Annotated in this window: 11 protein-coding genes; 8 read left to right on the forward strand and 3 right to left on the reverse strand. The window is 40.6% G+C overall.

Going from position 1 to position 12,470, the window contains the following annotated elements; genetic code table 11:
• Positions 1-1,107, reverse strand: coding sequence for a DUF3078 domain-containing protein (locus tag OK344_RS05235; RefSeq protein WP_407936700.1), 1,107 nt, complete (start codon positions 1,105-1,107; stop codon positions 1-3).
• Positions 1,108-1,259: 152 nt separating this feature from the next.
• Here OK344_RS05235 and OK344_RS05240 point away from each other — a divergent pair, with 152 nt between their 5' ends.
• From OK344_RS05240 to OK344_RS05255, 4 genes are all read left to right on the forward strand, one after another.
• Positions 1,260-2,030, forward strand: a complete 771-nt coding sequence (locus OK344_RS05240; protein WP_265143788.1) for a rhomboid family intramembrane serine protease — start codon at positions 1,260-1,262, stop codon at positions 2,028-2,030.
• Positions 2,031-2,058: 28 nt separating this feature from the next.
• Complete coding sequence (dprA, locus tag OK344_RS05245) at positions 2,059-3,168, forward strand: DNA-processing protein DprA (RefSeq protein WP_265143789.1); 1,110 nt, start codon at positions 2,059-2,061, stop codon at positions 3,166-3,168.
• Positions 3,169-3,354: 186 nt separating this feature from the next.
• Positions 3,355-4,713: an NADP-specific glutamate dehydrogenase gene (gene gdhA, locus OK344_RS05250; RefSeq protein WP_265143790.1), complete on the forward strand. Its 1,359-nt coding sequence runs from the start codon at positions 3,355-3,357 to the stop codon at positions 4,711-4,713.
• A 209-nt stretch (positions 4,714-4,922) separates the two neighbouring features.
• On the forward strand, positions 4,923-5,534 hold the full coding sequence (locus OK344_RS05255; RefSeq protein WP_265143791.1) for a YdeI/OmpD-associated family protein: 612 nt from the start codon (positions 4,923-4,925) through the stop codon (positions 5,532-5,534).
• A 9-nt stretch (positions 5,535-5,543) separates the two neighbouring features.
• On the opposite strand, the gene OK344_RS05260 is transcribed toward OK344_RS05255, so the two are convergent.
• Both OK344_RS05260 and dinB read right to left on the reverse strand, forming a co-directional pair.
• Complete coding sequence (locus OK344_RS05260) at positions 5,544-8,609, reverse strand: DNA polymerase III subunit alpha (RefSeq protein ID WP_265143792.1); 3,066 nt, start codon at positions 8,607-8,609, stop codon at positions 5,544-5,546.
• Complete coding sequence (dinB, locus tag OK344_RS05265; protein WP_265143793.1) at positions 8,609-9,787, reverse strand: DNA polymerase IV; 1,179 nt, start codon at positions 9,785-9,787, stop codon at positions 8,609-8,611. The genes OK344_RS05260 and dinB overlap by 1 nt, the downstream gene beginning before the upstream one ends.
• Positions 9,788-9,848: 61 nt before the next feature.
• Between dinB and OK344_RS05270 the strand changes: the two genes are divergently transcribed.
• From OK344_RS05270 to OK344_RS05285, 4 genes are all read left to right on the forward strand, one after another.
• Positions 9,849-10,625, forward strand: coding sequence for an XRE family transcriptional regulator (locus OK344_RS05270; protein ID WP_265143794.1), 777 nt, complete (start codon positions 9,849-9,851; stop codon positions 10,623-10,625).
• Positions 10,626-10,760: 135 nt separating this feature from the next.
• On the forward strand, positions 10,761-11,348 hold the full coding sequence (locus OK344_RS05275; protein WP_265143795.1) for an energy transducer TonB: 588 nt from the start codon (positions 10,761-10,763) through the stop codon (positions 11,346-11,348).
• Between the two features lie 61 nt (positions 11,349-11,409).
• Positions 11,410-11,961, forward strand: a complete 552-nt coding sequence (locus OK344_RS05280; RefSeq protein WP_265143796.1) for a DUF3575 domain-containing protein — start codon at positions 11,410-11,412, stop codon at positions 11,959-11,961.
• Between the two features lie 70 nt (positions 11,962-12,031).
• Entirely contained in the window at positions 12,032-12,463 is a 432-nt protein-coding gene (locus OK344_RS05285) for a nucleoside deaminase (protein WP_265143797.1), read from the forward strand.
• Positions 12,464-12,470: the final 7 nt, after the last annotated feature.

Consider the following 12,470-nt stretch of genomic DNA (forward strand, 5'->3'; position numbering starts at 1 on the left):
TTAATTAACAAAAGGTTTTATAAGCTTCTTGTTTTTTTCTTTGTTTTCAAAACCTAAATTATAGGAGAAACCAACTCCCAGGGTCTGTTTCATCTGAAGTTTCTGCAGCTGATCATGATCGTAAAGCAGATCCAGACTTACCACGGTGGAAATAAATTTGTTGAACCTGATGTTTAAAGTTCCGTTATAAGCGATATCTACACGTTCCGGATGAAAGACGTAATTACTGAAGAAGTTGATTTGATTGACCAGATTAATGTCTTTATAAATTTTCATTCGGTAAAGAATATTTACGAGCGCACCTAACTCCGAACGCACACTTTGCCCATCACGTTCCAAACCATATTTGCCTGCTTTCTGCAGAAAAGGATCCGTAACAAAAGTGAATTTACCGTTCACAGGCCGGAATATCACCTGGAAATTCTCATTCGGGTTGTATGAAATACCTAAACCGGCGTTTAAATAACCGGGAGCCATAAATCTTGAAACGCGGTCGGCGAATTCCGGATCTGGCGTTACGCTGTAATTGTAACCGGGAGAAAACTGCGATAAAAACTGAAAACCGGTAGATAGATAGAAGTTTTTACCAACATCATATCCATAATTGGTCATAAGGTTAATGTAATCTTCAGTTTTTCTTGAAGATTCACCCTGAGACGTAACAAACCCGTAACCCAGCTGCAGGTTGTTATCAAGGAAATGCTTTCTGTTTTTGTAACTTAAATTATAATTAATTTTCCCAATGATGCCAATGTTGTTATTTCCACCCGAATTCCAGTTAGAAAAAGACGATTGGTTAAATACCAGGTTATTCTGCCCAAAATAAAACCATCTTACCGGTTCTTTAAGTTTCAGAAGGTTATAAGGCGTAATCGGAATATCTTCCGTTATGTTTGATATCACTACTTTATCGCGGATTACAAGGGTGTCTTTAAAACGGACATTAAAGTTGATGAGCTTAGGATTCGCCAGACTGTCCAGATCTAAAGCTACGGAATCCCATCTTTGCTGAGAAATAGAATCAATCTCTTTTAAAATATTTCTGCCATTTTGGGAATAGGCGGGCAACGCCAGCAATGTAAGAAAAACGATAATAAACTGTCTCATAGACTGCAAATTTAATGTAAACAAATAAAACCTTACAATTCCCTGCAGATGTTTTTATTACTTTTTGTCTTATATAAGTTTTTAGGATTGTAAAAGATTAGCCATATTTACTTAAAATTTATTTTGGTAAAAGTTTTGACAAAAAAATAGGTATGCTAAAAGAATCCCTGAATTACAGAGCGGTAATCTACGCAACCATAATGGTTTCAGCAATGTGGCTGGGGTTTTTCCTGCAATATCTCGGGCTGTTCGACGGTTGTAGTGGCGCCATTATTCCGCTGAATCCGGAAGGCCTGAAGGGAATTTTTTTCTCCCCTTTCCTGCACGGCAATATCGAGCATATTTTCGGCAATTCAGTCCCTATTTTTGTCTTGATTTTTTTGCTGTTTCAGTTTTACCCTTTTATCGCAAAAAAAGTGTTCTTTCTTGGCTGGTTTGTATCAGCATTTTTGGTCTGGCTCCTGCCACCGATTGATATTTTTACCGGTAATTTCAATTTTGTGTGTATTATCGGTGCCAGCGGAATCGTATATGTATTGGCTTTTTTCCTTTTTTTCAGCGGCGTTTTCCGGTGGAATATGAAGCTGCTCACCGTTTCACTCATTGTGGCGTTATATTACGGAAGTTTGGTTTGGGGTGTGATGCCCGAAGAACTGTTTACGAATCTTGAAGAGCCCAGCAGAATTTCGTGGCAATCGCATCTTTCAGGGGCGGTAGTAGGGATGATCATGGCATTTGTTTTCAGAAAAACAGGTGAAAAGAACAAACGTTTTATCTGGCAGTTCCCGAATTATTACAGCGAGAAAGACGATAAACTTTGGCAGGAATACAAAGAAAATCATCCCGATGATTTTATGGAGCTTCCTTATCTTAAAAAAGAAGATCCCTGGGATCATTTAGACAAAATCCGGAAAAACGAATAATTTTTAATAATTTTGAGAAAAATAACCCATGTTTTCCGAAGAAACCCTATATTCTGTTGCACTTCGCCACTGCCCGCTCATCGGCGACATGGTCTTCAGAAAGCTGGTGAGTGAAATTGGCTCTGCAAAAGAAGTTTGGGAAATTTCAAAATCTGGATTGAAAAACATCTATGGGATCGGTCGGAAAATATCCCTCGAAATTGGCAATCCGAACCATCTGAAATTTGCGGAAGAAGAACTCGATTTCTGCGAAAAAAATAATATTAAAATCAACCTCCGTCATCTCGGCGACCTACCCTATCATCTTAACGAATGTGAAGATGCTCCCGCCATCCTTTACCAAAAAGGCAGTTACGATCCCGCCCGGCAACCGCTTAGTATTGTTGGTACCCGCAATATTACACCATACGGAAAAATGTTTGTACAGGATTTTCTGGAAGAGATTAAAACCAAAAAAGTCATTACAGTAAGTGGTTTGGCTTTAGGCGTTGATACTGAAGTTCATGAAGTTTCGGTTCAAAAAAACATTCCGACTGCAGCGGTTTTAGCACATGGGTTCCACACGCTATATCCGAGCAAAAACAAAAAACTTTCCGAAAGAATTTTAGAGCAAAACGGCGTTCTTTTTACGGAATTCAATTCCAGGCAGAAACCCGACCGTGAAAATTTTATCCAAAGAAACCGTGTAATTGCAGGACTCTCAAATGCCACTATTGTGGTAGAGACCGCCTTCGGCGGCGGCTCCATCAGTACTGCGACGTTTGCCAACAATTACAACCGCGAAGTGTATGCTTTGCCCGGAAAAATCACTGATAAATACAGCCAAGGCTGCAACCAGCTCATCTTTCAGAATAAAGCGGCGGCCATTTCCACCCTTTCTTCTCTGGCAGAACAGTTGGGATTTCATAAAGAAAGTGAGAAAACGGGCGAACTCTTCCCAAGTTCAGAAATCAGGATTCAACTGCCTGAAATTCAGCAAACCCTTTTAAAGGCCTTAGATAAAAACACCCCGCTTTCACTGGATGAGATTTCGATAAAAATGCAGATTCCATCCTATAAAATATTGCCCGATTTGCTTCAACTTGAAATTTCGGGGTACATCAAAGCACTTTCGGGAAGACAATATCTGGCGAATTAAGATATGCAGGTTTTTAAAAATTTATTAATCTTAAGTTAACATTCAATAATTGATATTATAAATGTTAAAATTATGAATTTAACAAAAATAAACTCCAATATTATTAATATTTAATCAATTATTAAAATTTTTGTTGCAAGTTTTGAAAAAAAAATTAAATTTGTTGACAATAATAATTAACCCCTTATGGAGCACTATAACGTAGACCAGAAAATTCAGGAATTTATGGCCAGAATTGAAGCTAAAAATCCGAATGAACCGGAATTTCTTCAGGCCGTGAAAGAAGTTGCAGTTACTGTAATTCCTTTTATTTCAACTAGAAAACAGTACACCGGAAAAAAACTTTTGGAAAGAATGGCTGAGCCGGAAAGAACAATAATCTTCCGTGTTCCGTGGGTTGATGACAAAGGTGAAATTCAGGTAAACAGAGGTTTCAGAATTCAGATGAACTCTGCGATTGGCCCATACAAAGGCGGTATCCGTTTTCATCCTACAGTAAATTTATCAGTTCTGAAATTTTTGGCTTTCGAACAGACTTTCAAAAACTCTTTAACTACATTACCAATGGGTGGTGGAAAAGGAGGTGCAGATTTCGATCCACAAGGAAAATCTGATAATGAAATCATGCGTTTCTGCCAGGCTTTCATGACGGAAATGTGCAAACATATTGGTCCTGAAACCGATGTTCCAGCAGGAGATATTGGTGTTGGTGCAAGAGAAATCGGATATTTATTCGGTCAGTATAAAAAAATCAGAAACGAATTTACAGGGGTACTTACGGGAAAAGGTTTAGCCTACGGAGGTTCACTTATTCGCCCTGAAGCTACAGGTTACGGGGTTGTATATTTCGCAGAGCAGATGCTGAAAACCATTGGACAGGATTTCAAGGGAAAAACGGTTTGTGTTTCAGGTTTCGGAAATGTTGCATGGGGTGTTGTGAAAAAAGTTACCGAACTTGGCGGAAAAGTTGTAACTATTTCCGGTCCAGACGGTTACATCTATGATAAAGACGGTATCAGTGGCGAGAAAATCGATTATCTTTTAGAATTAAGAGCATCAGGAAACAACAGAGCCGAAGATTATGCGAAGAAATTCCCAAGTGCTGAATTCCACGCAGGCAAACGTCCATGGGAAGTTAAATGTGATGTTGCCATTCCTGCAGCAACACAAAACGAACTTCACCTGGAGGATGCGAAGAATCTTGTAGCAAACGGAGTAATTTGCGTTACCGAAGCTGCAAATATGCCTTCAACTTTAGATGCAATTAATCATTTCTTAGGAAACAAAGTTCTTTTCTCTCCGGGGAAAGCTTCCAACGCTGGTGGTGTAGCCACTTCCGGTCTGGAAATGACCCAGAACTCCATCCGTTTGAACTGGTCTTCCGAGGAAGTTGATGCAAGACTTAAGGAAATTATGATCGGTATTCACAAAGCTTGTAGAGATTACGGCAAAGAAGAAGATGGCTATGTAAACTATGTGAAAGGTGCAAATATCGCAGGTTTCGTAAAAGTTGCAGAAGCAATGCTTGCACAAGGTGTCGTATAAAAAATAAAGCCGGATTCTCTCCGGCTTTTTTCATAAAGCCTGTCCCGGGATAATGGGAAAAAAAGTAAAATGAAAGGATAAAGAGCATTGATTTTTCAGTGCTTTTTATTTTGGTGAAAACAGAAGAAATTATTTTCACCCCGAACTTTTAAAGAAGCCGCAGATACTGTATTCCGAAAATTACTAATTTTACTTAAATCTTTATGAACATGCCAACTTCAGAACCAAGGATTGACGCCTATATTGAGAATGCCCAGCCCTTCGCAAAACCCATTCTTATTCATCTCCGCGAAATCATTCACGAAACCTGTCCGGAGGTGGAAGAAACCTGGAAGTGGAGTTTTCCGCATTTCATGTACAAGGGGAAAATCCTCTGCGCGTTCACTGCATTTAAGCAACACTGCGGCTTCGGGTTCTGGCTTGAAAAGGAAATGAAAACCATCAGCGAAATCACCAAAGATGCCGAAAGAACCGGAATGTTTACGTTAGGAAAAATTACAAGCATCGACGACCTTCCATCGAAAGTTCTGCTACAAGCAGGGATTAAAGAAGCCATGGACCTTACCGACATGGGCGTTACGCTGAAGAAAGCAGCTCCCGAAAAGAAAGAAACCGAAGTTCCCGCCTATTTTTCTGAGGCGCTTAATCAAAATTCTGGTGCTAAAAAAGTCTTCGAAAACGCATCACCTTCCTTCAGGAAAGAATACATCATGTGGATCACCGATGCAAAAACCGAAACTACCAGAAACAAAAGAATGCAACAGGCGCTAGAGTGGATTTCCGAAGGAAAAGGCCGCAACTGGAAATATGAGAAACGCTGATTTTCTAATTTAACTGATTTTATGCCGCGGTAAACCGATTTCATGTTCCTGAGGATAAGGCTTCCGGAACGTCATGCTCACATCTTCTTTGATCTGGCGGTGAATATCGTACTGCTTCTCTTTGTGGTAAGCGTAACGCGGATCGGGAATCATCGGCATTTTAGCCATTTTAATGACGGTTATGGTCGGGAAATGATAATCTACCTCAACCGTTCCCAACAGCAGATAACAGCCGCCACCCATAAAATCGTACTGCTTCAGAGAATCCGGAAAATGCGCCGTGTCGAAATAATCGCCGTTCACGTCGATCCAGGTGCCGAAAAACATATTTCCTTTTTTGGTTGGCACGTGTTTTCGGGAAATCAGATACGCCAACATTTTTACCTGTTTTTTATGATTTTTCAAAAGATCTTTCACAAAAACAGAACCTCTGTATTTGGTTTCCAGAAGGTCAAACGGTGTGTAGGAAACCGGAAATCCCAGGATTTCGATCTCATCAAAAGCATCTTCAAAAAAATCCCTTTTCAACTCCGGTAGATGATAGTCCTGAACAGGTTCTTCAAAAAGCATTCTACCTCTGTTTTCGGGCTTGAAGTTAATGAGCAGCAATCTTGCTTCAATGAGAAGTTCGTTTTTCTGTTTACCGGTAAACCGGAAAGCGCCGATAAAAATCAGAATCTGTACTCCTTCAATCCCAATCGGAATGCGTCGGATAAAATCTTCCAATGATTGATAATTTCCGTTTCTCTCCCGTTCTTCAGAGATAAGCTGCGCAATTTTGGTATCAAGTGACTGAAGGTGCATGAATCCGAGAAAAATATTTTTTCCCTGCAGTGAAGTCTGAAATTCACTGGAATTAACACAGGGATTCTGAATGATTCCGCCCGACATTTTCGCTTCGTGAACATAAACTTCGGTCCGGTAAAAACCACCCTGATTGTTAATGACCGAAACCATAAATTCCAGCGGATAATAAACCTTTAGATATAAACTCTGGTAACTTTCTACCGCATAAGACGCCGAGTGCGCCTTGCAGAACGAATATCCCGCAAAAGACTGAATCTGTCGGAAAGCTTCCGTAGTCATCTGTTCCGAATGTCCCTGATTTTTGCACGATTCAAAAAAGTTGTTTTTCACTTCATTCAGTTTCTGAATCGATCTTTCTTTTCCGCTCATGGCACGCCTCAGAATATCACCATCAGCATGGCTGAGTCCGCCAAAATACTGCGCAATTTTAATCACATCTTCCTGATAAACCATGATTCCGTAGGTTTCTTTCAGATTTTCTTCAAATACAGGATGAAAATATTCAAACTGATCGGGATTGTTGTGACGGAAAATATATTCCTTCATCATTCCGCTTTGCGCGACACCCGGCCGGATGATGGAAGAGGCAGCCACTAAAGTTCTGTAATCACTGCATTTTAAACGCCTTAAAAGTCCGCGCATTGCCGGGCTTTCTATATAAAAACATCCTATTGTTTTTCCTGTTGCCAAATACTCATTACACACCGCTTCATCTTTAGAAATAGAAGTATCCCGGATATTCACCTCAATTCCACGGTTTTTTTTAATGAGTTCCACCGTGTCGCTGATGGTTCCCAAGCCCCGCTGAGAAAGAATATCAAACTTTTCGAGCCCTATGTCTTCAGCCACATGCATATCAAACTGAACGATCGGAAATCCTTTTGGAGGCATTTCCAAGGCAGAGTAATTCGTAATAGGCTCTTCGGAAATCAGAATTCCGCAGGCATGCATACTTCTCTGGTTGGGGAATTTTTCCAGAAGTTTACCATATTTGTGAACGAGTTTTACGACTTTGTTGCCATCATGGGTTTCCATCGGTTTTGTCGCAAGATCATCAAGCTCTTCTTTGGGCAGACCAAAGGCTTTCCCCACTTCCCGGAATATCGAACGGTATTTGAATTCGACATTTGTTCCGCAAAACGCAACGTGATCTTTTCCGTATTTATTAAAAATATATTCCAGGATGGTGTCTCTGTTTTGCCAGCTCCAGTCGATATCAAAATCCGGCGGCGAGGTTCGGTTAAGATTCAGAAAACGTTCAAAATAAAGATCCAGTTCTATCGGGCAGATATCGGTGATTCCCAAACAGTAACTTACGATAGAATTGGCTCCACTTCCCCGTCCGACATGCATAAATCCCATGCTGTTGCTGTATTGAACGATATCCCAGGTGATGAGAAAGTAGGCGGAAAATTTGAGGTCACCAATTACTTTAAGTTCTTTTTCAACTCTTTTCTGAGCCGCTTCGTTATTGCCATATCTTTTCTGCAAACCTTCATAAGCCAGTCTTGTCAGAAGTTTCATGTCTTCTTCCTGAGAACTGGTAAAGTATTTTTTATTTTTGTTTTCAGTGCTTCCGCGTTCCTTGTAGGCAAATTCAAAACTGCATTCGGAGAGAATTTTCTTTGTATTTCTGATGATTTCGAGATACCGCTCGAATGATTGAATGATACTTGCTTCAGATTTCAGATATTCTGTTTTGCTACAGATGTCTTCGTCAGAAAGTTTAGAAAGCAAAGTGTTATTTTCAATCGCCCTTAAAACCCGATGTAAATGATATTCTTTTTTGGTACTGAACGTTACTGGATGCAGAATTACCATTTTGTAGGTTCGGCTCATCAACTCCGGACGGATCATTAAGTTTAATTCTTCCTCGCGTAAACCGATAAATTCATGTTCCTGAAGCGTTTCCGGAATGTTATTGATTGGATAGATCACAAAAACCTGTTCAAACGGGGGCGCTTTTTCCGTGAGTTCCTCGCCATCACAATTGTGTGCGGTCAGTACGCGGTTGATTTCTCCAATCCCGCTGAACTCTTTTGCCACAGCAATGTATAACAGTTTGTTTTCTTTTCTTACTTCAACACCTGCGATGGGTTTGATGCCATAGTTTTCGCACTCTTTTTTGAATTCATAAATTCCGGTAACGGTATTAATATCCGTTAAAACTAATTCTTTAGTTCCTGATTTGTACGCCTGCTGTACCAGTGCCTCAACGGAGAGTGTGCCGTAGCGCAAACTGTGATATGAATGACAGTTCAGGAACATTATTTATATATTTTTGGGGCATCTGCAGTTCCGTCCGAGAAATCAAACCCTGAAGCCCGTCTCACGGCATCAGCGCCAAAGCGGTTCTTAATACGGTCCATGGTTTGGTAAAGGTTCATCAGTTCTTCGGTATCTTCAAAAAGATTCATCTGGTGACTGCCGTGTACCAAGCCGGTAAACCGTAAACCAACCAAACGCAGGCGCATTCTGCGGGTATAGATTTTATTAAACAAATCCTTAGCAATCCGCGAAAGGGTATGATCTGCTGCAGTATAAGCCACTTTGCATTGTTTGGTCTCCGTATCGAAATTGGCATAACGGATTTTGATGACCACGGTGGAAGTGAGCCATTTTTCTTTGCGCAACTGGTAAGCGAGTTCTTCCGCCATTCCCGAAATCAGACTTCTTATGGCAAACACATCAATAGTATCATTGGAAAAAGTATGTTCTTTTGAAATTGATTTTCTTTCTGAATAAGGAATTACAGGGGTTTCATCGATTCCGTTGGCTTTTCTCCAGAGCTCGGTTCCATTTTTTCCGATCATCTGCTGAAGGGCTAATACCGGCATTTCGGAAAGGGTTTTAATGGTCCGGATGCCGATTCTTGAGAGCAAGCGAAAGGTCGCTTCGCCAACCATTGGGATTTTCCGGATGGAAAGTGGATTAAGGAATGGCTTAATCTGGGATTCATTAATTTCAAGCTTACCGGAAGGTTTGGATTCTCCGGTTCCGATTTTCGAAACGGTTTTATTCACAGAAAGTGCAAAACTGATCGGCAATCCGGTTTCCTTAGTTACCTGTGATGCAATTTCCTGAGTCCACTGGTAACAGCCGAAAAATTTATCCATTCCGGTAAGATCCAGATAAAATTCATCAATACTTGCTTTCTCCATCACGGGAACGCGCTGCTGAATAATTTCGGTGACATCATGTGATAATTTCGAGAACATTTCATAATCACCTTTCACCACTTTTGCATCGGGACAAAGTTTCAGCGCCATCTGGATCGGCATCGCCGAGCGCACACCAAAATATCGGGCTTCATATGAACATGATGCCACTACACCTCGCTCGCCACCACCTATGATCAGGGGAATACCTTTCAGATCGCTGTTCTGAAGCCTCGCGCAGGAAACGAAGAACGCATCCAAATCCATATGTGCAATTGCATGATTCATGACGCAAAATTATACACTATTTGTCCCAAAATCATTATATTTGTGGATACAATTTGTCCCAATGTCAGTTTTTTCAGATAACATCAGGTTTTTAAGAGGTAAGAAGGATTTAGCTCAACAAGGGTTCGCAGATAAGCTCGGAATTAGTCGCGATCGCTATTCGAAATATGAAAGTGGCCGCTCGGAGCCACCGTATGAAATCCTCATTAAGATATCCAAGTTTTTCCACATCAGTATTGATTTGCTCCTAACGGTGGACATCCGGAAATATCCTTTGGAAGGAATGATGAAGCTGCCCGATAACCGGATTGTTTTGCCGGTAGTAGTCGATCAGCACGGCAATAATTTTATTGAAATTGTACCGCAGAAAGCTTCCATGGGCTATCTAAATGGGTACAGCGATCCGGAATATATGGAAAGTCTGCAGCGCATGAATCTTCCGTTTCTGAAACATGGAAAGTTCCGCGGATTTCTGGCTGATGGAGACTCCATGCCGCCATTTGCTGACGGATCTTATGTGATTGGCGAGTATGTAGAAAATATTGCAGACCTGAAACCCGAGAAGGAATACATTTTTGTAACCCCACAGGGAATCACTTATAAAACTTTAGTGGCGGTAAATTCCTCTTCTGTCACCGTATCTGCTGACAACCCCTTTTATCCGCCGTACGAAATCGCTCTCGAGGATCTTGTGGAAATCTGGCGTTATGTGCGCGGAATTTTGCCACAGGATTACAAACCCAACCAGTCTTATGATACAGGAATAAAAAGCATGTTCTTGGAAATTAAAAAAGATATTAAAGAATTGGATGATAAAGTCTCTAATTTCAAATCATAACAGGAACGGACTTCATATTGGGGAATCTCCCGCGAAAATTCCTCTTCAAACGTATCGGATATTTTAACTATTTTTACACTCATATTAAGCAAAATAGTGACTCGAAAATTATTTTATCTGATTTTATTTTTCTGCATGAATCTTTCTTTCGCGCAACAAAATGATGAATTCAAAAGTGCGAAAGACTATTTCGATTATCAAAGATTTATGCTGAATAGTGAATTCAAGAGAAAATTTGATAACGAAAAAGATATCACGCAAAAAATAGCGATCAAAAAAGACTTTTCGGAGTTTATGGTAAAGCTCGACAGTATTCAGAACACCGCTTTCATAGGAACTTTAATCAAAGTAAAAAACCGCGAGGATTTAGAAAAAATTAACGTTAAAAATCTGCCGGAACTTCGTTTAAATCCGAAAAAAGAGGACCTGAATAAGGAAGCCCAGTATCCCGGAGGTTTCGAAACTTTAAGAAAACAGATCGCTGATTTATTCTATACCGATTCGGTTCTTCCTGATCAGAAATTGTTAAAAACAAATGTTGTTTTCGTTGTAGAAAAGGACGGGAGCATTGCAAATGTGCAGGCTCAGGGCGAAAATTTCACCTTCAACCGCCAGGCGGAAATCGCCATGTATCTTCTGCCCGAAAAGTTTTCCCCGGCCATTATCAACGGAACTCCTGTCCGCTATCGGTTCCGACTTCCCTTATCCATGAGTTTTGACTAAAGGAACTTCCAGATTCTGCCTCTTGGATTGATAATTATCCTATCTTTAGAAAAAATATAAAATGAAGAAATTATTACTCACGGTTGCGTTTTCTTGCAGCGTCATTACTTTACAGTCACAGGAAACAGCAACGGAAAGTGTCCGGATGAATGATATTATGATCAGCCCGATCGAACTTATCGCTGCTCCCATGCTGAATGTATCTTATGAGCGGCTGCTTAACGAAAACTCAGGAATCGGTATCAACGGAATGTTCTATCTGGGAAATAACAGCGACGACGACTACAGCATGACGCAAATTTCGCCCTATTACAGAATGTATTTCGGGAAGAAATACGCGTCGGGATTCTTTGTTGAAGGCTTTGTACCCGTTACTATGACGAAAGACACCTACTACGATTATTATGTAGGCCCTGGCTACAACTCTTCCACCCAAAAGGAAGACAATAATACCACGGTAGGCATTGGAGTGGGTTTCGGTGGAAAATGGGTAGCCCGTAAAAATATTTTGTTTGAGGCAAGTATGGGAATCGCCAGAAGATTTGGAATGGATGAAAAATATGATACCGCGATAACCGGAAAAGGAATGCTCGGAATTGGTTACCGTTTTTAGACAAATAAAATTATATAGTGAAAAAGGTTTAGTTTTGTACTGAACCTTTTTTAGTTTAAAAAATTGCCAGATGTTTACTGACGAATATTACATGAAAATGGCCCTGCAGGAAGCTCAAGTTGCTTTGGAAAAAGACGAGGTTCCTGTCGGCTGCGTTATTGTTTCGAATAATCGGGTTATTGCAAAAGCGCACAACCTTACCGAAACACTGAATGATGTTACGGCGCACGCAGAAATGCAGGCCATCACTTCGGCTGCTAATTTTATGGGCGGTAAATATCTGAGAAACTGCACCATGTACGTCACACTGGAGCCTTGCATAATGTGTTGCGGCGCATTGAACTGGTCGCAGATTTCCAAGGTGGTCATCGGTGCGCGCGACGAACAGCGCGGCTTTATCAATAAGAATCTTTCCCTCCATCCCAAAACAGAAATTGTGCTGGATGTGCTGGAAGCCAAATGCTCGCAGATTGTAAAAGATTTCTTTCAGAATAAAAGATAATCTCTCC

The sequence above is a fragment of the Kaistella yananensis genome (genome assembly GCF_026107505.2).
Taxonomy (GTDB): domain Bacteria; phylum Bacteroidota; class Bacteroidia; order Flavobacteriales; family Weeksellaceae; genus Kaistella; species Kaistella yananensis.